The sequence below is a fragment of the Pleomorphochaeta sp. DL1XJH-081 genome, assembly GCF_049310885.1.
Classification (GTDB): Bacteria; Spirochaetota; Spirochaetia; order Sphaerochaetales; family Sphaerochaetaceae; genus CAYZJV01.
In genome coordinates, this window is sequence record NZ_JBMDYO010000003.1 from 39,074 (window position 1) to 62,371 (window position 23,298).

Sequence of the window (23,298 nt, forward strand, 5' to 3'; positions counted from 1 at the left end):
TTCGCATTAATAAAACATGGACCATCAGGGGGAATAGTATGGCAGCAAGAGATTTTCGGATTGCACGTAAAACCCGACAAGAAATTTCCTATGAAGAACCGGTTTTTGCTTCAGAGGATCAACTTGAAGGCATGTACGAGCAAGCGAAAGCTCTTGCCCATACATATAATTCCACTCAGAAGAGGGAGGGAGGAGAGGTTTTCATTTCGGCTGCAAAACTTCATGCTACGGGGATTCTCCACCTTCTGTACCAATCGGTAGTCTCAAGATATCTAGTAGAGCAAGATCACGACTTCTTCACTCGACTGACCCCACAGATAACCAAAAACCACTCCTGTCAGGATGTTCTGGTCTTCTTCTCTAGGGAATTTCCATCACCTTTACTCAATAAAAGCCGTCCAACCGCTCCATACTTGATGGAGGAATCAACCAGAGGTTTTTTTATCCATCAAGTCATGCTAGAAAATCCTGCACTCACCAAAGCCGCAAAACCTTTCATTAAACCGGAAGGAATCCAATTCCCCCCAGCTTCCATGGCAATTACAGCTTTGATGGGTGGTTATACAAGATCAGCTCCACGAGTTGGAGAATATGATGAGGATTTGTTTTCATTTCTCACCGGACCAGCGAAAGCCCACCCTGATTCTCTTACAGCACAAATAAGTTACATCCTCAGAAAGTGGAAAGACCTGATTCCCGAGAACTTACAGAGGCACCTGCTACGTGCTATCGACTTCGTCCAAGAAGAAGAGAAACCACGATTTCATGGCGCAGGACCTGGTCCGATCGAAGTTCCTTCCTATGGCTCTCCTGATATGGAATATGAAGCCTACAGTTCAGACCAGAACTGGATGCCTAACGTAATTCTATTGGCAAAAAGCACCTTGGTTTGGATGGATCAATTATCTCGTTATTACGGTTATCCAGTTGATACGCTCGACAAAATACCGGATCGTGAATTGGATCTTATGGCTGAACGCGGATTTACCGGATTATGGTTGATAGGCATCTGGGAGAGAAGCAATGCCTCAAAAAAAATTAAAAATCTTTGTGGTAATCCCGAAGCTGAGGCTTCAGCTTATTCTCTTAAGGGATACGATATTGCTACAAGTATAGGTGGTTGGGCAGCACTCAAGAATTTGGATGAACGATGCAAAGCAAGAGGTATCCGACTTGCCAGTGATATGGTTCCCAACCACACTGGACTCGATAGCGATTGGGCTCTCTATCATCCTGAATATTTCATTCGGACACCCTATCCACCATTTCCATCTTATTCATTCAATGGGGAGGACCTTTCACCGGATCCTCGAATCGAGGTTAAGATTGAGGACCACTATTTTGACCGTACCGATGCTGCAGTGACCTACAGGAGAAGAGACAAACAAACCCATGAGACTACCTACATTTTTCATGGTAATGATGGTACTTCTATGCCCTGGAATGACACTGCACAGCTTGATTTCCTCAATCCAAATACTAGAGAAGCTGTCATTCAACAAATACTCCATGTGGCAAGGAACTTCCATGTAATACGATTCGATGCGGCGATGACGCTTGCGAAACGTCATGTCCAAAGATTGTGGTATCCCCAACCAGGTAGTGGTGGCGATATACCTGGACGTGCGGAAGCAGGGATGGACAATGAGGAGTTCGCACAAAGAATGCCTCAGGAATTTTGGAGAGAGGTAGTTGATCGTGTTGCCAAAGAGGTTCCCGATACATTACTTCTCGCAGAGGCTTTCTGGATGATGGAAAGCTACTTTGTCAGGACTCTTGGCATGCATAGAGTATATAACAGTGCATTCATGAATATGCTCAAGAATCAGGAAAATAAGAAATATCGCGATACTATTAAGAACACACTTGCTTTCGATCCTGAAATCCTCAAACGCTTCGTCAATTTCATGAACAATCCAGATGAGGAGACCGCGATTGCCCAATTTGGAGATGGTGATAAGTATTTTGGAGTCTGTACTCTCTTGTCTACCATGCCTGGACTTCCCATGTTCGGCCATGGGCAAGTTGAAGGGTTCAAAGAAAAATACGGAATGGAGTATCGAAGAGCCTACTGGAACGAATATCCGAATGACCACTTGATAGGTGAACATCATAAGAGAATATTCCCCCTTCTAAAAATCAGATATGCTTTCAGTGGCGTAGACTATTTCGATCTTTTTGACGTTCTCGACGGCGATTCTGTAAGTGAGTCCGTCTATGCATATGTGAATGGAACTCATGAAAGAAGAGCTTTGGTACTGTACAACAACCAGTATGAACATGCACAGGGAAGAATTTTCTCTTCGGTTCCAAAGCTGGTACGGCATTCAGATGGAGGACGAACAACCCGAACGAAATCATTAGGGGAAAGTTTGGGACTCACCGTCGGTGGTCGACAATACATGCTGTATGAAAGTTTCCCTGACCGCCTGACCTATATCGTACCATCGATGACTGTATTCGATGAAGGAATGTGGGTTTCTTTGAATGGATTTGAAACCCGAATCTTGCTTAACATTCGAGAAGTGGAGGACCATGATGGAACTTACGAGGCATTGTACCGATACCTCGAGGGTAATGGAACTTCGACACTGGAGCGGGATTTGGCTGCAATAAGACTACAGCCGGTATTCCAAGCCTTAGAAAACTTCCGTTCTCCATTCATGTTTGGGACAATACACAGTATTATCGAAGGGAAGACTATCAAGAGTAAGGATCTAAAGAAATTCATCCTCATGGCAGGAGAAGCCTATGCTCGCCTGACGGCACTCTATGAGACACTTCCCCAAATGACAGTGGATGCCATTCCATCTCTCTCTGCTGAAATACAACCAAAACAACTCCTCCAAGAACTTGAAGCATTCATCAATTGCCTCAACCCGTCCAATGGTTCCAAACTCCTCTCTTCAGGTGGTATGGTCATGGATGAATTGCCCCTTTTAGTGCTCTCTTCGCTCATCCTAAAAGCTTTTGTTTTTCCTGACACAACAATGCATGAAGCTGGTTATATCAATGAGAGTCTTCTGTTAGGTAAGTTTTTTGCTGATCATGCACAACGTCTAGGTATTGATGAATTTGCTCTTGAGGAAATATTGAGAAGAGCAATCTACATTACACTTGATATCAAGGAAATTCGCATGGAGTTACATGATAACGAACCAAACCCAAAGCGATGTCTGGAACGTCTCTTCGATAGTCCCGAATTCAAACGCTCAGTAGGGTGGAACGAATACCAGCATGTACAATGGTATCGAAAGGAATCGTTCCAAGAGACTGTATTCCTAATCTCCCTTGGTGCCTGCGTACATAGTACCGCCGATGGACAAAATAATTTGGAGAAGCTTCTTTCCTCATGGTTGAAAGCGGATCTACGAGCCCAATATAAGGTCAGAACCCTTCTGGAACAAGTGAATTGACTTATGCATAACGATAGGATACTGTTGAAAATATGAAGACATGGATCACATATCCGGCGGCAATAATCTTTGGATTGGCAGCTACTTTGCTCCTAAAAGATTGGCAACCATATACCGATTTTCTCAATGCGATTGTCCCTTTCGCCCATCAACTTGGTCTTTTTGTCCTATTCCCCATAGTCTTCACTCTTTTTACTGCAGCGACGGCATCCCTGAGAAGATATAAGGATACAATTATCGTCTTCTCTTCAGCTTTTTTCTGGGGATTGATTACCGCTTTGTTGTTGAGTTTCTTAGGTATGGGACTGGCAATAGCCTCTCCGTTCGTTCTTGATCTTCCCCCTAGTACAAGTCAACCTGAAGTCAACTTCTTTCAATTTTCAACATTGTCAAATTTTTTCATCACAACTAATGCCTTCAACCAGTTCACGGTAACATCGATATCTCTTCTACCTATACTTATTGTTGCCATGGTTTTCGGTATCTCTCTTCGCCCTGATAGGGAAGCCATCCGTCCCGCTTACGTTGTGGTGAACTCTTTTGCAGAAGCCATGATGCGTCTTGCACGTATCTTCAGTGTAATTGGAGCTGCATTGCTTTTGGTCATAAGTGCAAAATGGTTCATAGATTTCCCTGGACTATTGGTCTCAAAAGAAAATATTTTATTCAGTGTTGCATTGTTGGCAACCGTAGTAATAGCGATATTTCTTCTTTTACCCTTACTTTTCGGTGTAGCGACCTTATTCAAGGGAGGTAATCCCTATAAGATTCTCTTCGGTACCATGGGTGCGCTATTAGCCAGTGGATTCTCTGGCAGTCTATTGTTCGGGACCACTCCTCTTATTGCCCTTACCCAACACAACTGCGGAGTCCGAAAACGGGTCTCTGGAATTTCAATCCCTCTTCTTACCATACTCGGACGCGGTGGTTCTGCTATGGTTGCCAGTTTTACAATCATTACCCTTATTGAAAGTATGGGGAATCCGCTTTCATTACAATCTATGGTTGCCATTGCGCTCTTTTCTGCGCTCTTCTCTTTTGGGGCATCGTTCTCTCCCGGTCTAGAAGTTATCTTCATCATGGTTTTCGTAATGGGAGGCATACAAGGAGAAGGGACTTCTATCCTTTCATCTGGAATCGTTGTTCTATTGCCTTGTCTTCAAATGGCGGCTCTGATAACCGATTCCGCTATCAATGCCTTTGGGACCACTTTCGGATCCAGAATAGTCTCTCCTGATGATAGGGTTCCCATTGAAGAAATGATGTAATTGTCATGAAGCAAAAAACGCAAAAACTTACCTATATTATCGCCCATGGAGTACTTGTTGTATTTTTATCATCAATCGTATTGTACCTTTTGCTACATCGAATCTTACCCCAGCCATTCGAAACGGGAACTCACGACAGATTGGAGCCGATTGCACCCTTTTTATTACCAACCTTCCTCCATATCATCCTATCCTTCATAGGCATGGTTCCTGCTCTCTACCTTCCCGCCACATCTAAAAATGAAATTGAACGGGTCCTCATGCCTCCAATGTACTTAAGTATGACTCTCACCAACATTCCAGTGATAGTACACGCAATGGCTTATCGGGAAATGGGTCTCATAGGCATGAATCCCGTAGCACGTATCTATGTTTTTGCCATCCTGTTCACTACTATCCTTTTACTATTCATGGGGCTGTTCCATTTAGGTATAAACACAAGCAAGATTTTCCAATTCACCTTATTAGCAGCACTTGGTTGTATTCTCATCGCGGTTATGGTGCCTCTTTCCGTGGCAATGAATCCGATGGATCAGACGATGTGGATTACCGATCGCCAATTTTTTCTCATTCCACTCTTGGTTGGAGTAATCGCAGGATTCAATTATTTAGCAATCTATCTTCGTGAACGCCTACAACATTCCCTATTTCAAAGTATCAGTATCATATTGATCATATCTGGGTATCTACTCAATGTATCTCGGATGTCAGGTCCCATGGTATGGTTGGGAATAATTTTCTTCGGAATCGGAATTGTAATAGGAATTCCCAGAGGAAGATTCAGCCAAATACAATAGAATGAAAAGGCCTCCAAGGAGATTTTATTCAACTTGGAGGTCTATATTTCCATTTCAAACAGAAAAGATTACTTCAATTTAATGATACTTTGATCGTAATCCTCTGGGGGTTCAAAACCTAAGAGATTCATGCAGGTGGAAGCTATCGAGCTAATACCTAGACCACTATTCAGTTCCAGCTCATATTCCCCATTATATTCCGGATCATATATAATAAATGGAACAGGGTTCAACGAATGGGAAGTTTTTCCCTTTGGTGATCCATCTTCCTTTCGACTGACAGAACCATCCTTGGCGTGTTCGAACATATCGTCAGCATTGCCATGATCTGCTGTGAGGATAAGAATTCCACCAGCCTCCTTGACGGCATTCTTCAATCGACCGAGTTGCAAATCCATCCCCTCCATGGAACAAAGCACAGCTTGATAAATTCCCGTATGTCCCACCATATCTCCATTGGGATAGTTCATTTTTATAAGATCGTACTCACCACTCTTTAAAACTTCGATAACTTTATCGGTTATTTCGGCACATTTCATCCAAGGACGTTGCTCAAAGGGGACATTATCCGAAGTAATCTCTACATATGTCTCTAATTTTTCATCGAATTTCCCAGACCGGTTTCCATTGAAAAAATATGTGACATGCCCATACTTCTGAGTTTCACTGATTGAGAATTGCTTCACACCACTTTTCACAAGATATTCAGCCATCGTCCGATCGATAGAGGGAGGACTCACAAGATATTGGGCGGGAACGTGTAAATCACCATCATATTCCATCATGCCAGCGTACTCGACTTTAGGATGCCGTTTTCTATCGAATTCGGTTAAAGATTCCGCCTCGAAGGCTTTCGTGATTTCTAATGCACGGTCACCTCGGAAGTTGAATAGAATAACACTATCTCCATCGACAATTTCCCCTACAGGCTTTTCACCATCGGCAATCACGAAAGGAGGTAAGTCCTGGTCGATAGCTCCAGTTTCCTTACGCAATGTTTCAATTGCTTGGTGGGCAGAAGGGAATTTTCGACCTTCGCCGAGAACGTGAGTCTCCCATCCTTTTTTCACCATATTCCAGTCGGCATTGTACCGGTCCATGGTGATTACCATTCTTCCACCACCACTCGCAATTCTGGCATCGAAGGATTCATCGTTCAATGATTCCAAATACGCTTCGAATGGATCGAAATATTCCAGAGCACTCAACTCCCCTACATCCCGTCCATCAAGCAAGGCATGTACCCGAACACGTGAAACACCATCTGATTTCGCTTGAGCGATCATTTTTCTAAGATTATCTACATGGGAGTGGACATTACCATCGGACAACAGTCCAATAAAGTGCAGAGTCTTCGACTTCTTCTTCGCATTATCAACCAACTTTTTCCAGGTCTCTCCAGAAAACATGGCTCCTGTCTCGATAGAAATTCCTACCAACTTTGCACCTTGGGCGAAAACCCGACCACAACCGATTGCATTATGTCCGACTTCACTATTTCCCATATCATCATCAGATGGTAATCCAACTGCTGTTCCATGAGCTTTCAGCTTCGTCCATGGAGCACTTCCGTATAGGGATGACAGTGTTGCAGTCTTTGCCTCAGCAACAGCATCACCCTCTTTATATTTTCCAAATCCAACTCCATCCATAATAACTAGGACGACAGGACCTTTTCTCGTTACTTTGTTGTGTTTTTTCAATGGTTCTACCATATTGATCGATCTCCTTAGCATCGGCCATTGGCCAACATATGTTGAATATACCTATAGAGCCGAAAGAGGTAAAGTCGCTTCTTCCAACCAACTCTTATCGGCCTCAGGAAGTTTATCGGATAACTCATCATAAACCCATCCGTGGTAAGCATTGAGCATTTGGATCTCAGGTTCGGTAAGTAAAGAGACTTCAATCAATTTTCGTTCGAAAGGACATAGGGATAACACATCGAACGCCAAGAACTCTCCAAATTCCGTTGTCCCTGAGCTTTGGGCAACAAGTAAGTTCTCCAATCGGATACCATACAATCCTTCTCTATATATTCCAGGTTCATCGCTCATGACCATACCCTGCTCAATAGCAACGGTAATCGGCTTTGGTGAAATATTGAAAGGTCCTTCATGAACATTCAGACAAAAGCCCACACCGTGTCCGGTACCATGACCGTATGAGTAACCCGCCTGCCAGAGGAACTGTCTTGCAAGGATATCCAACTGATAACCATAAGTACCAACAGGAAAACGTTGTGCAGCAAGGGCTAAATTCCCTTTCAGGACTAATGTATAGTCACGTTTCATTTGGTCAGAAGGTTCTCCAAAAAGCAAAGTACGGGTAATGTCGGTCGTCCCTGTCGCGTATTGTCCTCCAGTATCCAGAACCAATAGTCCATCACCTAGTAGATCGACCGAGGATTCCTTTGAAGCACTATAGTGAGCAAGGGCTCCATGTGGACCGAATCCGGCAATGGGAGAAAAGGAGGGGCCAAGATACTCTTCATGCTCGGAGCGGAAGTTTTCAAGTGCTTCGGCTATCGATAACTCGGTGTATACTTTTTCCGCTCGGTTCAGCTGTGATAAGAGCTTGACCATAGCGATTCCATCCAAGACATGGGCTCTTCGCATACCTTCGATCTCGATATAAGATTTTTTAGCTTTTAGATTAGTAGAAATATCGCGGCCTTCTACTAGATTGATTCCTACAGGAATAGCTTTAAGCAATGTTACGCTTGTTTTCTCCGGTGAGAGGAAGACGGTATCAGTCTCTTTGAAGACTTGTGGCAAGTAATTGAAGATTTCTTCATATCCACGTACTTCTCCGAAAGAGGAAAAATCATGCATCCAAGAAGAATCGACACGGGAAGCCTCGGTAAAAAGAACTACCTCTTTCTCCCCAATCAAAAGGTATGCAAGAAAGACAGGATTGAAAGCGATATCTGAACCACGAAGATTCAACAACCATGCAATATCATCCAATGATGAAACTACCGTATAGGAACAACCATAGGTTGCGATCGTTTCCCGTACCTTCTCAATCTTTGCTCTAGCACTGGTTCCAGCTATAGCTACATCTTGAGCCCTTACAAGCTCACAAGGGAGAGATGGACGTTCCTGCCATATAGTATCTAACCAATCTTCAGTATAGACGAGGTTCACACCCTTTCTCGATAGAGTCTCTCTCATCGATCGGCCTACAGCAATGGAAACAGTAAGCCCTGTCGTACCCACAGTGGCCCCCAAAGGAAGATTATCCAGTATCCATTGGGTATGGTCTACGACTCCCGGATTCCCCAATCTTTGCAACTTGAACGGAGTTCCTGAAATCTGTTGAGCTGCTTGGATGTGGTAACGAGAATCAACCCATAACAGCGCTGTTTCTTGTGTAATAACTATGGTCCCCGCAGATCCAGTAAATCCGGAAATCCATGCTCGGGTGCGCCATCTAGGAGCGACATATTCACTTCCATGAGGATCGCTCCCAAAATCTACCCAAGCATCGATTTGCTCTTCAACCATAAGGTTTCTTATCATTTCCAGTCGATTTGTTATGTCTGACATGTAGGCTCCTATCTATTTGTGCTTTTTCTTTTTTTTCTTATGGCGTGGCTTATGGACACTTTGGGGCACAACTGGAGCCGTAACATCAATACTATGTTTTCCCCAGATAACCAACATGAGGATTCCCGCCAAAATCATGGCGAAGCTAAGCAGTTGACCCATAGAGATATTAAATGGAGAGAGAAACAATGCAGTCGGTTCTGTCTGTGCTCCTAAGGAGAGGATGAAGCCGAGGTTTGAATCGGGCTCCCGCAAATACTCGATAAGGAAGCGGACAGAGCCATATCCAATAAGATACCAACTCAGCGTGTATCCTGGGAATTTATCCCGTTTTCTCATGAAGAACCAAAGGAAAGCCCATAGAATTACCCCTTCAAACAGTGCTTCATACAACTGGCTAGGGTGCCTGGGAAGATTCACCATAGCTCCAGAGATATACTCGATTCCCACCGCATCGGCAATATTTCGTACCCATTCGTAATTGGTGGAGAACGATGGTGCACGGGGAAATACGATTGCCCATGGAGCTGTGGAGACACGGCCCCATAATTCTCCATTGATAAAATTCCCCAACCTTCCAAAGGTATATCCGAGAGGTATTCCTGCAACAAGAGTATCGGCTATTGAAAGGAATTTCATCTTATATCGTTTAGCGAACAACATTGCCCCCGCAACGGCACCAACAAGACCTCCGTGATAGCTCATTCCCGGCAAGCCTACGAATTGTCCATTCGAAAATGGCCAGAAGATTAACCATGGATGTTTCCAATAATAGAGTGTTCCATCATAAAACAATGTAGAGAAAAGCCGGGCTCCTAAAATGAGCCCGGTTATGGTAAAGAGAAAGAGTGTATATGCATCATCATTAGATATTTTTATAAGCCCTTTATTACGTTGTTTTATAAAAAGAATGAATGTGACCGCAAAGGCAACAAGGTACATGACACTGTACCATCGGATTGGCATTCCTGGAATGACATACGGTGATATCCATGAAGGATAAGCAATAAATTGAAACATGGCGGAAGTGTACGCTGAGAAATCATGATGGTCAACCATACATTTGTAGCCGTCTGGCGTAAAATTTTATATATTACATCCATGAAAAAGATTGTAAGTATCATAGTATTGGTAATCATCTCTTTCTTTATCAGCCAGGCAGCCGCCGCAACCGGTATCGAAGAGCAATTGATTCCCGCTTTCCTGACAGGGACACCACAGACTACTGTCGCGAATTACAGTCAAGATGAAATTTCCACCAATATGCAGAAATTGGAGTTGCTTTATCGTCTTGTCGAACGCGACTTCCTGTTTGATATCGATCATAAAGAGGTGTATGAAAGTATGGCGAAGGGTTTGTTCTCTGGCCTTGGGGATGACTACTCCGCATATATCGTTTCAAAAGAAGCCGCAGATTTCAGTGAAGATACCAGTGGCACCTATGGAGGTATTGGTGCGTATATATCGAAGAACTATCTGGAATACCGTGACTTCACGAAACCCGAAACCTATATGGTCAATATCACTAGTGTATTCCCCGGCTCTCCAGCAGAGGCAGCGGGACTCCGTTCAGGTGATCTAATAAGCCATATAGATGGTGAGCCTGTTGAAGATTGGGAAGCTGACGAAGCCTCCAAGGCACTAAAAGGAACACCAAATACTCCAGTGGTATTAACGATTCAACGAGGTTCATCGGAATTCCAAGTTACCGTGATACGTAAGATAGTCTCCATCCCGACTGTAGCAGCTGAAGTTCTGGACAATGGGATCGGATATCTACGTATCATCCAGTTCACCACTACAACTGGAGATCAAGTACGAGAAGACCTTTCAAAGCTTCTTGACGAGGGAATTACATCCCTCATCGTTGACCTTCGCGATAATCCAGGTGGAATCGTCGATGCTACCATGAATGTTGCAGATATGATGCTCTCCGACCAGTTGATTGTGCACGTAAATAGTAAGGATTCGGCAAAGAACCGGTCCTACGTCTCCTCTTCGCGTACGCTGGTTCCACAGACCATGCCTGTCGTCGTTTTGGTTAACAATGGGTCTGCTTCCAGTTCAGAAATACTCGCTGGAGCTCTGAAGGACAACGAAAGGGCAACTTTGATTGGTACGACAACCTTTGGAAAAGGTCTTATTCAAATAGTCTCTCCCTTCGGAGATGGATACTATACATTAACAACCAGTCAATATCGGACACCTGATGGCAATGATATCCATGAATTAGGTATTCCAGTGGATATTGAAGTGGAGGACTTGGAAATCGAGGAAGAGGAAATGGATGCCTATATGGAATTTATCAATAGTGGTGTCCTTACCGATTTTGTCGAAGAACATCCCGATTTCAACAAAGATAATATAGAGCTGTTCGTAGATACGATAGTTGGTGATGATGCGATATTCGAGACCGATATATATCGATTGTTGATTCGTCGTGAATATTTGTATCAGATGCCTTACGATGATAGACCTATAGCAGATACCGATTACGATCGCGTTCTCAAGAGAGCCATTGAATTCTTGGAGACTGGAAACTAATGCGGATTTTTGTACTCCCTTCCGATTTTCGGGGAGCTAGTAGATATACTATCGAAGGTAAGGATGTCCATTACCTTACAAAAGTTCTTCGCCTATCGGAGGGAGACTCCATTACGGGTCGGGATATTGAGGGAAAATTTTGGGATATTACGATACAAACGATCCGGAAGGATTCTTGCATTCTGGCATGCCATCCCACGCAGTCGATTGCATCATCTTCAACCGATTCCCTTCCCGTATTCCGGGGACCATTTCCTGAAATCCATCTTTACCAGGCCATATGCAAAGGGAAGAAGATGGAGCAGATTGTTCGGCAGGCAACAGAACTAGGTGTGACACGGATCATCCCCATATCCACTGAGTTTTGCGTTGCCGATATTTCTAAAAAAGAGAAAGATCGAATATCTCGCTATGAATCCATTGCCAAGGAAGCCATGCAACAAAGTGGTTCTCCGGTGGTCACCGAGATAGGGAAACCTCTTCCTTTCGATAAAGTGGCATCAGATTGGAATGGGCGAGGGACGGCCCTACTGTTCCATCAAACAACTGTCGAAAAACAAAAAGAGTTGTATGAAATCCTTCAAATACAGAGAGACAATAAAATTCATACACCTATTGCGATCGTAATTGGATCAGAGGGGGGATTTTCAGAGCGTGAAGTAGCATCATTGATCGCTGAAAACTTTCTTCCTGTCTTATTGAAGACCAATATTCTTCGTGCCGAGACGGCAGCTATTGCATCAATTGCAATCGTACAACAATTCATGGTTGACACGGTGTCGTAAATTTACGACATTGTTTATACAAAAATCACCTTATATCCTATAGACACCCCTATCTATAAACAACTTTGCTGAGGAGGAATAGAGGTGTCACTATATCTTTTGTCGAATGACATGAAACTACGTACCGCGATAAATCGCCAATTGAAAAAACCCTGCCCCGCTGCGACAACCTTTAATCGGATCACAACGCTCAAGCAGGCTATGGAAACCGACCGACATGCTGTATTGCTGATAGACGATGAATTCTCAAAGAAGGGTCTTCTCTATTTGATCCATACCATTATGAAGGAACATCTTCCTGGGAAAAAAATTCTCATCTCAAGTGCATCCCACCTTGATGCCCAAGCTGGATATGTAAAGGATAATTCTTTTGGTATACTTCACAGATGTTCTAAAATTGAACAACTAATATCATGCGTGATAGAGGTAGCGGGAATCAGAGCAATAAGCGACCATCTGACAAAACCGCAAAAAGACCGACTTATGAAGACTCAAGGTAATAACCGACTCTCTTCTGTTCTTATCGGACAATCGGCCAACATCACGAATATACATAACATTATACAGACTATAGGCCCAAATTTTACCGGTGTACATATTGAAGGTGAAACGGGTACCGGGAAAGAGGTGATCGCCAATCTCCTTAGGGAAGAATCGGAAACACCAGATCCTTTTATCGTTGTTAACTGTTCCACTATTCCAGAGACATTAGCGGATACTCATCTATTCGGTAGTAGAAGAGGCGCCTATACCGATGCGAAAGAATCCACGCCTGGGTATGTTGGCCAAGCCAATGGTGGCGTACTTTTTTTGGATGAATTGGAAGATATGGGAAAACCGGTACAGGCAAAATTGCTCAGGCTTCTCGAAACACATAGCTATCAGAGAGTGGGAGGTGATTCTATCCAACAAAGCAGATTCAAATTGATCACAGCTTCCAACATACCGCTTAGAACTCTCCGCGATACCGATAAGATTCGATCTGATTTATTCTATCGTTTAGAAAGATTGGTAATCCATATTGCACCACTACGAGAGAGGAAAGAAGACATACCACTATTGGTAGACCATTTCTTATCTCTTCTCGGCGAATACCGAAGACCTGACAGAACTACTATGAGGCTGATCATGGACTACAACTGGCCTGGAAATGCACGAGAGCTATTTCATGAATTGGAGCGACTATCCGTTTTTGCCAGTCAGACTGCCCAAGAACTCTCATTCAAGGAAATCCTTACTGAATCAGTGTTGAGAAGGGTTATATAGAGAGTATCAGAAAAATGGAATGTATAAAGATAATAGCCTGTGGAAAACTTGTGGATAGAGAGGGTGTTCGGAGGGCCTAACTTCCTATATTAAAGCCAATAATTCTTATATAGGTATTGGATAATCATAAGATATACAAATAGCAACTAACTCTTTTATAAGGAATAAGTTGACAGTATTAGTGCGAAATGTCTTTCGCCTGCCTTTGGATAGGTTGACAAGATAGCACCCATGTGCATCTGAATACAGATAGGAATAGGTTGTGGATAACTTGTTGACTAGTGTTGGAACACCTGTGGGAAAGATAAGGAATATTGAACGGAAATCCTTAAAAAATATACGGTTAGGTTCTTCTTTCGATAATTGCACCAACCCCCAAGAGCTTCTCTTCCAACCGCTCATATCCCCGTTCTATCTGATAGATATTTTGGATAGTAGATACACCGTCAGCACAGAGCGCCGCTATCACCAATGCCATGCCCGCACGAACATCAGGGCTAGAGACCTCAGCCGGTTTGAGTTTCACCGGCCCATGAACAATCGCTCTATGCGGATCGCAAAGGATAATATCAGCGCCCATCCGAATTATCCAATCGATGAAGAACATCCTCGATTCGTACATCTTCTCGTGTATCAAAACCGATCCGGTCATTTGCGTAGCAACCACAGTGATGATACTTAATAGATCGGCTGGGAAGCCTGGCCATGGAGCATCATCGATCTTGTGAGTCTGTCCATTAACAGTTTTCTTGATTATACGCATTTGGTCAGAAGAGACGAATATTGAATCATCACCAATCACCCTCCAACCAATTCCAACCCTTTCAAACCCTTTTGCTATCATGGGCAATTGATTGATATCTACTCCAGAAAGTTCCAATGAACCTTTTGTAGCAGCGGCCAGACCAATAAAGGACCCAACCTCCATATAATCTGAACCTATGGTGAAGTCTGCTGAGGAGAGAGTTTCTACACCTTCGATGGTTACAAGATTCGAACCAATTCCACTGATATGGGCACCCATGGAGACAAGCATCCGGCAAAGATCCTGTACATGTGGCTCGCTTGCAGCATTGCTGATTACGGTAGTTCCTTTAGCCAAAACTGCTGCCATTATGACATTTTCAGTAGCAGTTACAGATGCTTCATCCAAAAACACTGGAGAACCAATCAATTCTGGAGCGACGATTTCCAGATATCCATCATCACTTATTCGGCATCGACTACCAAGTGATTCTAAAGCGAAAAAATGTGTATCCAGTCGTCTAAACCCGATAACATCTCCTCCTGGTGGAGGTAAAATGATATGACCGATACGAGCTACCAGCGGCCCTGCCAGAAGCAATGAAGCACGGATAGCATCCACTAGATCTGGAGGCAGTACCTTCGCCTGGGAAGCCTCTAAATCGCCACTGGTGATTGTAAGTGAGTTTGGGCTATGCCAGGTTACCTGAGATCCCAAGCGTTCGACCAACTCCACCATTACCCGCACATCCTCAATGGCCGGGACATTATGAAGTGTAATCGGAGCATCTGAAAGCAATGTCGCAGCAATACATGGCAATGCGGCATTTTTATTACCACTGATTGCTACGCTACCATTAAGAGGTGTTCCACCTGTAATGACGAAAGATCCCATACCTCCATCCTACAAGGGAAAACTTCATTTGACAATCCAGTTGAATGGAGCAGGAAAGACAGGTAATATAAATGAATGGAAAACGATTCTCCTCGGGTATATGGTATCGGCAACCCGCTTATTGATATTATCGCACAAGTAAATGACCAAGAACTTGATAGGTTGGGGATTCATAAAGGGGCAATGCATCTCATTGATGAAAAAAGAAGAGAAGAATTGCTTACCCATATTGAGAACAAGAAGCTTGAATACTCGTGTGGAGGGTCATGTCCCAATACCATCATCACACTAGCTTCTTTAGGTATAAAGGCTACGCTGGCAGGAAAAGTTGGAAATGATGAGTTTGGGAAAATCTATAAGGATAGATTGACATCCCTAGGAGTTTCCGATGAATTGGAAGACTGTCCGGAACCGACAGGCTCCTCCATCATACTTATCACACCCGATTCCGAGAGAACAATGAATACCTATCTTGGTGCAAATCGATTCTATGCAAAGCAAGATATCTGTGAGAATACTCTAGCTCAAGCCGATTATTTCCATTTTACTGGTTATATGTGGGACACTACCTCCCAAAAAAGCGCAATCAAACATGCAATTAAAATTGCAAAAAGTAATGGGGTTACCATCACATTCGATATTGCAGATCCTTTTGCCGTTGGACGGAATCGTGATGAATTCTTAAATCTTATTTCAGAACACGCCGATGTTGTATTCGCCAATAGTGAGGAAGCCCGGATACTTTTTGAGAATTACGACCCATATGAATGTTGTAAATCAATGGGTAAGTTATGTGATACTGCAATCGTAAAAAACGGGAAGATGGGTTCTTTCATTTCTCATAAGCGGAAATTAATACGTATTCCAGTCCAAGGTCCGGTCACACCAACCGACACTACAGGAGCAGGGGATGTCTATGCTGCAGGATTCCTCTATGGACTTTGTCGAAATCGGTCTATAGAAGAGGCTGGATATATCGCATCTCTACTGGCAGGAGAGATTATCCAACAACGAGGAGCTCAACTCAATAAAGAAAAAGCGGATAAAATACGTTCCAATCTGGAACAAACTTATCCGCTCTAAAAAAATTATGAGAAAAATATCTACCGCAATTTCGCCGGCTTAGGTAATTTGGCTTCCCATGGAACTCCAGGTTTCCCAAAATGTCCATAATTCATATGTGAGCGATAGATAGGCCGTAACAAATCGAGTTGTTCAATGATTCCGGCAGGGGACAGATCGAATTCCTCCCTCACCAATTTTTCAATCTCCTCATCGTCCGTTATTCCCGTTCCAAAAGTATCTACAACGATAGAGACTGGCTCAGGAACACCAATAGCATAGGAGAATTGGACTTCACATCTTGAACACAAGCCCCAAGAGACGAGGTTCTTTGCAACGAATCGAGCCATATATGCGGCAGAACGATCTACTTTTGAGGGGTCCTTTCCACTAAAGGCTCCGCCTCCGTGACGTCCCATTCCTCCATAGGTATCGACTATGATCTTACGACCAGTCAAGCCAGCATCTCCCGAAGGCCCTCCTATAACGAACCGTCCAGTGGGATTGATATAATATTTAGTTTTCCCATGTAGTAGTCCGGTAGCTCCTAAGACAGGCTGGATCACCTCAGACCTTAGATATGATTCAAGATCCTCGCGTTTAACCTTCTCATCATGTTGATGGGAAATGACTATGGTGTCGATCCCAACCGGAGTACCGTGATCGTACTCAACGGTTACCTGCGCTTTCGCATCTGGTCTTAACCAGGACACATCCATCATCTTTCGTAGAGAGGCTGCCCTTTGGAGAATTCTATGACTGAACATGATTGGTGCGGGCATGAGTTCAGGAGTCTCAGTGCAAGCATAACCAAACATCATCCCCTGGTCTCCCGCACCTTGAAAACCGGAAGCACTACTGGATGCATCTACTCCCATCGCAATATCGGGAGATTGTTTATGCAAAAATTGCATCACTTCAAGAGTTTTATAATCAAAGCCAGTATTCTCGAATGTATATCCGATTCCTTTGACCACTTCCCTGACTAAGGATTCAACATGTAGTTCAGCGTCGGTAGTAATTTCCCCACCAACTACCACTCGGTCAGTAGTAGCAAACGTCTCACAGGCGACCCTTGAGTGGGCATCTTGCAAGAGACATGTGTCGAGTATAGCATCAGAAATCTGATCGCAGACCTTATCGGGATGCCCTTCACTTACGGATTCGCTGGTAAACAATTGCCTTCCACGTCTTTCCATGGTCTTTTCTCCAATTTACTGGTCTTTTCGCAATGGGGGCAATTCATCATCTACAGAGATACGGACTTGCTTAAAAAGTCCCTCACCCTCACTCTTAGTTGTTATTCCTTCCATATCGTTCAACGCGGTATGGACCAGTCTCCGTTCGAAAGGATTCATGGGATTGAGTAATTTAGAGCGTCCGCTTCTTCTCACTTGCTCAGCCGAGCGATACGCGAGTTTTACCAATTGCTCTTCGTGACGCATACGATAATTTTCACTATCGATTACAACTTTGATTCCAGGATTTACCTGCCCTGCATATACATTCACAATCAACTGTATAGCATCGAGATTCTTACCTTTCTTCCCGATGATGATCGAAGAATGTTCAGAGACAATATCCAAGCCCAGTTTTCCCTCTTTTCGGAAATTCACATGGACCTCTCCAGGGTATCCCATTCTTTCTATAAGGCCAGAAACATAATTGACAACCTTAATCTCGTACTCTTCTAAATCTTGTACTTCGACCTCTTCGTCAACTTCCTCAAATTCATCGTCGGGTAGATATACCCGTATCCGTACATTGCTCTTTTTGAATAGTCCACGTTTTCCAGAATCGATTATTTCTATATCCAACTCATCTTGTTCGAGTTGTAGTTCCTCCATCGCTATTGCGATGGCCTCTTGTTCTGTTTTTCCTTCAAATTCTTTAACCATGTTATTTACCATCTCCTAGAGGAATCTTATTTCTTCTTACCTTTTCCGACTTTTCTTAATGAAAGTGTGGAACTTTCGCTCTGGGCTTGGGTCCGTCTCCGCTTTTTATTCATATAAATCTGCTGCCCAATTGAGATGAAGTTCATGACCATCCAGTAAAGCAACAATCCGGAGGGAGCATTATACAGGATGAAGAAGAACATGATGGGCATTCCGTACATCATGAATTTTCCTGTCATTCCACTTTGTGTAGCGCCTCCAGCTTGGCTTATCTTGAAGGAGAATATCATAGAAACTCCATAGAGAATGGGAAGAAGCCGAATATCACTTCCAATCAGAGGAAGACTAAGTGGTGCAAAATTAATTATTGATTCGGGAAGAGAGAGATCTTCTATCCAACCAGGGATAAACATGGCTCCCCGTAGTTCGAAGTGTTTGTTCAAAAGACCGTACAATGCAATAAAGATCGGGAACTGGAACAACATCGGCAAACAACCACCGAGAGGATTAATTTTTTCACGTTTATACAACTCTCCCATCTCTTGGTTGAGCTTTGTTGGATTATCCTTGTACTTGGCCTTGAGTTCTTCCATTTGTGGTCCCAAAGCCTGCATTTTTGCAGTTGATTGCATGCTCTTCTTACTAAACGGTTGCAAGAAAATCTTAATAAGGATCGTTACCATGATGATGGCAACGCCATAGTTGGGCACTAAACCATAGAAGAACTGAAGCAACCACTTAAGAATTGACTCAAGCCAACCTAGCCATGAGCTGGTGTCGAGAGCTTTCTCTAAATGGAGTTCTGACAAGCCGAACCCGTTCTGATCGGCATCATTATAGATAGCCATATGCTGTTTCAGTTGTGGACCGACATAGAATCTGAAGGTATCTTTTCCAGTTGCGGTTTTGAATGCCGGTCGGGAAAAATAGATCCGTGATTCCAAGGGAATATCTTCAGAAATTCCTTCTTTTAAAGTGAGTGTATATCTCGTAGCATCGGGAATTCCAATCAGCGAAAAGTATTTACTTGCTATTGCTGTCCAAGTAATAAAATCACTGGTTTCATAAGCTCCATCACGAAGTTTGGGAGTAGACTTCTTCCCATCTTGTTCAACGTAGAACTTTCTATAAGTATAATTCCCATCAGGTTTCTCGTGGAATTCGGGGCCTAACTGTGGTTCGAATGCTAAGGTATAGGCAAAGCCATCATAGTTGAGCGGTATTGCTTTATTCTGTGAATTAGTGAATTCAACGGTAATCTCAAACAGATAATCGGACCGACCGAAACGGTATGTCTTTACCAGCGTGAACTGTTCGTCCGTAGGATTCCCATCTGCTCCGATCATCTGGAAAGTTTGGGTAAATTCCACCTTATCCTGATTTATACGATAGTTGAATGTTGCATCAATGGGATTGCTGAAATCATTACCTGCATAGAGCGAGAATGCTGGTGGATAATCCCCATTGTTGAAAATCATCTCTACAGGCTGTCCATCATCCAAGTGATCTTTCAGCCGGAGGCTGGAAACGGCAGCTCCTACAGGATCGAATTCTACAATAAAGACGTCTGTCTCATATGTAAATTTCTGGGACTTTTCTGCAGTCCCGCTTTGTACGAAGGATCCAGGTAACTTGCTATTCCATGCATTGGAGGTAGGAGCATACGATAAAGGAATACTTTCAGCTTGTTCCACAGTTGCCGGTGCAGCACCTGCCTCAACATTGGATGTTGTCTGCTGTGTTTCGACCGCAACGGGATCCGGTGCGAAAAATGTAGTCTGGATCGTCAAACCTACCGATATGACGACTACAGAGAGAACGATTGCAAGGATGGTGTTTCTGTCCATATCCACTCCTGAATAAATTACATGATTGAGGTATCTGCAGGAAAGGTATATGAACTAGTTGGCAAGGTAAACTTTTGCCTGTGAGAACAAACGAATCAATTGCTTCCTTTGTGTTGCATAATCTAGAGCCTTCCCTGGATACACCACGAATGCAAAATCGAAGCCTGATTGAAATTCTGGTTTCTCATTTCTCCAAATCTCTTTAATTTGCCGTCTAATCCTATTACGTTCGACGGCATTGCCATAGTGACGAACAGGTATCACAATGATTCTGTTCACACCGAGGCTATTGGGTGCGACAAGCAATCGCACCCCAGAGCAGGAGAATTTCTTACCTTTGCGGAATATCGCATCTATTTCAGGCTTCTTTTTTACAATTTCTTGTTTAGTAAGGCTTTTTCTCATCACAGACGGTAAGCTTCTTCCTGCCCTTTGCCCTTCTTCTTGCTAGGACCAGACGCCCACCCTTGGTAGCCATTCGTGCGCGGAAACCAAATTTTCTATTTCTCTTTGTTCTACTTGGTTGGTAAGTTCTCTTCATGGGGAAATCTCCAAATATGTATCGCTTAACGCGGATTTTATCAGTTTTATGGGAACACTCTCCCGAAGGGGCAGTATATAGGTCGCAGTAACGTCATGTCAAGTATACAGCTTTACCAAGAATTCAATTCGCATTCGTCCTAACTTGGATTTGTGTAACTCCGAGTTCTGGGAATTGGGCTTTTATCCGTCCCAATATCTGTCTTCTACGCATTAAAACCATAGAAGTCCATGTAGGATGGTCTGTTTCAATTATGAGAACTTTGCCACGTAGATCAAATATTTTCGCATGGATTGCAATGTCTGGTCCTACGATTTCCATCCAATCATGATGAATTGATATGAGAGGGTTTGAGTCGTCTACATGTAATTTCGCTAGAAGCATGTCCAAAACTTCTTGGGTCGTCTTTTCTTTCATTCAGGTATAAAGGTTCCCTCTTCGACTCTATAGGTCAAGTAGCTTTGTTGTGGAATATCGGAAAAATAAGTCTCTTTTGGCAAAAACGTAAAAAAGGCTTGGCTATAGCCTCCTAATTGTTCCAAGAAAAGTCCTCTCTTCATTACATCAAGTTCCAAAAGAACATCATCAATGAGCAATATTGGATTTTTACCAGTCTTCTGCCTATAGGACTCCACTTGCGCAATACGGAAAATGAGTGATGCAAGTCTCATTTGGCCAGTTGAACCACTCTGGGCGAAATGTATTGAATCATCCATAACAATGAATTGGTCCCTATGTATGCCACTTGCAGAGGTTTGCATACGAATATCACGATCCAAAGTCCGTGAAAGCTTGTCTTTCACATCATCGACCGTAGCACAATCGCCCCATGACGGCTTATAGACAATATGCATATGTTTGCTTCCTTGGCTCACCTTTGAAAAAAGAGGTCCAAATAGTCCATTAAAGTCTTCTACTGCACGTTTTCTCTGATTTTGGATACCAAGCCCTAACGTTGCGAGTTGTTCATCATATAGGGGAATGAGAGATAGATAATTTTCCTTTATAGCTGCATTTCTTTGTTTCAATACAGATCTATATCGACGAAGATCATCAAAGAACAATGGATTATACAAGGACATAGTCTGATCAAAGAATCTTCTTCTACTTTCCGGTGTTCCTCGGATAAATTCAATATCATCGTGACTGAATACGATACAAGGAATATTATAGATCAATTCTCTTCTATCCCGTACTTCCTTACCATCAATTCGAATTTCTCGTTTTCCCTCTCCAAAATGAAAAAGAATTTGTTGGTTTATACCACCATCGGTTTCAACAATTGCAGAAAGGGAGAATTCACGTTTCCCATGGGTACACATTTCCCTGATGTTAGAAGCACGAAAAGAAGATCCGTAGCATAGAACGTAAAGGGCTTCCAGAAAATTTGTCTTACCTTGCCCATTGTTACCGACCAACACTATATGTTTCTTGTCGGTCGGAACCATGGAATCGGCTAGGTTCCTGAAGTGATGGAACCCAATCGAACGAAATTTCATCAGTCTATTTGCATGGGCATGATGATATGGAAGTAATCTTTTTCAGGCTCAGGTTTCACGGTTACAGCCCGATTCGATTCTGTGAAACAAAGAGCGAACGAATCACCTTCTATGACTCTGAGAGGACTTACAAGGTAGGAATAATTCATGGCAAGGCGACAACTTTCTCCAGTATAATCACAGTGGATAATTTCTTTAGCCTGTCCAAAATCATTCTCTTCTGAACTTATGGTTATTCCTCCTGCTTCGATATCGAGATATATACGTTTGGCTTTATTTTCTACCAATAAGGAAACACGTTTAAGTGCTTCATTCATCTCGTTCACAGAAACAATACAAGTATTGGTCTGATTTGCAGGAATTACACGTCGATAGTTAGGGAATTGGCCTTTTATCAAAGTGGTATACATCAATTGGTTACCAAATTTGGCAAACATTATAGAATCTTTTACCGATAATGAGATTTCTCCTTCGCCAGTTCCCGCTTTCTTCAGTAAGGTAAGAAATTTCGCTGGAATGATAACCGGATTGAAAGAAGGAATGGCTTGTTCGAATTTTCTCTTTATGAAAGAAAGTCTCCTTCCATCCGTAGCCACCATGACTAATCCATCGGCCTCCTGTTCAAGATAAACTCCATTCATGAAATAACGTGTCTCGTCATCACTAATGGCAAAGATAGTCTGGTCAATCATGCCAAATAGATCTTTTTGGCCTATAGAGAAAAAATCTTCAGATGGTAAATCTTCCAAGCTTGGATACTTGTCTGAAGATATGGTTCGGAGCTCAAAATCAATCGATTTCTTTTCTGGATGGATTAGAAGTTTATCGCCAAACTCCTCAAAGATGATATTCTCATCTGGTAATGCTCTGAGAATACCGAGGAATTTATCACAAAAAACCGTAGTAGATCCCTCTTCGAGAGTATCTACAGGTATTTGGGTGGTAAAACCAACTTTTTGATCCGTAGCTTTTATGGTCAAGGTATTAGCATATGTCTCGAGCAATACGTTCGAAACTATGGAAAGGGTGTTTCTCTGAGAGGTGAAATCCAATGCTAAAATTATCTCTTTCAGCAGCATATTTTTTTGGCAGGCGAACTTCATCTGATTACTCCTATTGGTTTATATAAAAATAGTAGTCGTAGTAATAGTATCATGTATACTGTGGAAAACGACAATAATTCTT

19 protein-coding genes are annotated in these 23,298 nt (G+C 42.9%); 7 read left to right on the forward strand and 12 right to left on the reverse strand.

The window, feature by feature from the left end:
* Positions 1-38 precede the first annotated feature (38 nt).
* Genes ACODJP_RS06735 through ACODJP_RS06745 form a run of 3 tightly spaced genes read left to right on the forward strand, consistent with a single transcriptional unit; the run spans position 39 to position 5,481 of the window.
* The gene (locus ACODJP_RS06735; RefSeq protein WP_422479823.1) at positions 39-3,416 is read left to right on the forward strand and encodes an alpha-amylase family glycosyl hydrolase; all 3,378 of its coding nucleotides are present in this window, start codon (positions 39-41) and stop codon (positions 3,414-3,416) included.
* 32 nt (positions 3,417-3,448) lie between these two features.
* Positions 3,449-4,684 carry a cation:dicarboxylate symporter family transporter gene (locus tag ACODJP_RS06740; protein ID WP_422479825.1) on the forward strand — a complete coding sequence of 412 codons (1,236 nt, stop codon included), beginning with the start codon at positions 3,449-3,451 and terminating at the stop codon, positions 4,682-4,684.
* Positions 4,685-4,689: 5 nt separating this feature from the next.
* Entirely contained in the window at positions 4,690-5,481 is a 792-nt protein-coding gene (locus tag ACODJP_RS06745) for a hypothetical protein (protein ID WP_422479827.1), read from the forward strand.
* A 68-nt stretch (positions 5,482-5,549) separates the two neighbouring features.
* Here the strand turns inward: ACODJP_RS06745 and gpmI are convergent, their stop codons facing one another.
* From gpmI to lgt, 3 genes are read right to left on the reverse strand one after another with little or no spacing between them, the layout of a single operon-like run.
* A complete protein-coding gene (gpmI, locus tag ACODJP_RS06750) occupies positions 5,550-7,196 on the reverse strand; it encodes a 2,3-bisphosphoglycerate-independent phosphoglycerate mutase (RefSeq protein ID WP_422479829.1) in 1,647 nt (548 codons plus the stop codon).
* A gap of 51 nt (positions 7,197-7,247) precedes the next feature.
* On the reverse strand, positions 7,248-9,032 hold the full coding sequence (locus ACODJP_RS06755; RefSeq protein WP_422479831.1) for a M24 family metallopeptidase: 1,785 nt from the start codon (positions 9,030-9,032) through the stop codon (positions 7,248-7,250).
* Positions 9,033-9,044: 12 nt separating this feature from the next.
* The gene (lgt, locus tag ACODJP_RS06760; protein ID WP_422479833.1) at positions 9,045-10,052 is read right to left on the reverse strand and encodes a prolipoprotein diacylglyceryl transferase; all 1,008 of its coding nucleotides are present in this window, start codon (positions 10,050-10,052) and stop codon (positions 9,045-9,047) included.
* An 81-nt stretch (positions 10,053-10,133) separates the two neighbouring features.
* Here lgt and ACODJP_RS06765 point away from each other — a divergent pair, with 81 nt between their 5' ends.
* The 3 genes from ACODJP_RS06765 (at position 10,134) to ACODJP_RS06775 (ending at position 13,627) form a co-directional block, all read left to right on the forward strand.
* Positions 10,134-11,576, forward strand: a complete 1,443-nt coding sequence (locus ACODJP_RS06765; protein ID WP_422479835.1) for a S41 family peptidase — start codon at positions 10,134-10,136, stop codon at positions 11,574-11,576.
* Positions 11,576-12,361 (forward strand): RsmE family RNA methyltransferase, encoded by a 786-nt coding sequence (locus tag ACODJP_RS06770; protein ID WP_422479837.1) that lies wholly within the window; start codon positions 11,576-11,578, stop codon positions 12,359-12,361. Before ACODJP_RS06765 ends, ACODJP_RS06770 begins: the two co-directional genes overlap by 1 nt.
* Before the next feature lie 111 nt (positions 12,362-12,472).
* On the forward strand, positions 12,473-13,627 hold the full coding sequence (locus ACODJP_RS06775; RefSeq protein ID WP_422479839.1) for a sigma 54-interacting transcriptional regulator: 1,155 nt from the start codon (positions 12,473-12,475) through the stop codon (positions 13,625-13,627).
* A 343-nt stretch (positions 13,628-13,970) separates the two neighbouring features.
* Here the strand turns inward: ACODJP_RS06775 and murA are convergent, their stop codons facing one another.
* Positions 13,971-15,266, reverse strand: a complete 1,296-nt coding sequence (murA, locus tag ACODJP_RS06780; RefSeq protein WP_422479841.1) for a UDP-N-acetylglucosamine 1-carboxyvinyltransferase — start codon at positions 15,264-15,266, stop codon at positions 13,971-13,973.
* A 75-nt stretch (positions 15,267-15,341) separates the two neighbouring features.
* Here murA and ACODJP_RS06785 point away from each other — a divergent pair, with 75 nt between their 5' ends.
* Positions 15,342-16,349 (forward strand): adenosine kinase, encoded by a 1,008-nt coding sequence (locus ACODJP_RS06785; RefSeq protein WP_422479843.1) that lies wholly within the window; start codon positions 15,342-15,344, stop codon positions 16,347-16,349.
* A gap of 20 nt (positions 16,350-16,369) precedes the next feature.
* On the opposite strand, the gene metK is transcribed toward ACODJP_RS06785, so the two are convergent.
* From metK to dnaN, 8 genes are all read right to left on the reverse strand, one after another.
* Positions 16,370-17,527, reverse strand: a complete 1,158-nt coding sequence (gene metK, locus ACODJP_RS06790; protein ID WP_422479845.1) for a methionine adenosyltransferase — start codon at positions 17,525-17,527, stop codon at positions 16,370-16,372.
* 15 nt (positions 17,528-17,542) lie between these two features.
* A complete protein-coding gene (gene jag / locus ACODJP_RS06795) occupies positions 17,543-18,226 on the reverse strand; it encodes an RNA-binding cell elongation regulator Jag/EloR (RefSeq protein ID WP_422479847.1) in 684 nt (227 codons plus the stop codon).
* Positions 18,227-18,252: 26 nt separating this feature from the next.
* Positions 18,253-20,073 (reverse strand): membrane protein insertase YidC, encoded by a 1,821-nt coding sequence (yidC, locus tag ACODJP_RS06800; protein WP_422479849.1) that lies wholly within the window; start codon positions 20,071-20,073, stop codon positions 18,253-18,255.
* Between the two features lie 54 nt (positions 20,074-20,127).
* Positions 20,128-20,478 carry a ribonuclease P protein component gene (gene rnpA / locus ACODJP_RS06805; protein ID WP_422479851.1) on the reverse strand — a complete coding sequence of 117 codons (351 nt, stop codon included), beginning with the start codon at positions 20,476-20,478 and terminating at the stop codon, positions 20,128-20,130.
* A complete protein-coding gene (gene rpmH / locus ACODJP_RS06810) occupies positions 20,459-20,614 on the reverse strand; it encodes a 50S ribosomal protein L34 (protein ID WP_422479853.1) in 156 nt (51 codons plus the stop codon). The genes rnpA and rpmH overlap by 20 nt, the downstream gene beginning before the upstream one ends.
* A gap of 123 nt (positions 20,615-20,737) precedes the next feature.
* A complete protein-coding gene (locus ACODJP_RS06815; RefSeq protein WP_422479855.1) occupies positions 20,738-21,031 on the reverse strand; it encodes a DUF721 domain-containing protein in 294 nt (97 codons plus the stop codon).
* On the reverse strand, positions 21,028-22,113 hold the full coding sequence (recF, locus tag ACODJP_RS06820) for a DNA replication/repair protein RecF (protein ID WP_422479857.1): 1,086 nt from the start codon (positions 22,111-22,113) through the stop codon (positions 21,028-21,030). Before recF ends, ACODJP_RS06815 begins: the two co-directional genes overlap by 4 nt.
* Positions 22,113-23,216: a DNA polymerase III subunit beta gene (gene dnaN, locus ACODJP_RS06825; protein ID WP_422479859.1), complete on the reverse strand. Its 1,104-nt coding sequence runs from the start codon at positions 23,214-23,216 to the stop codon at positions 22,113-22,115. Before dnaN ends, recF begins: the two co-directional genes overlap by 1 nt.
* Positions 23,217-23,298 lie beyond the last annotated feature (82 nt).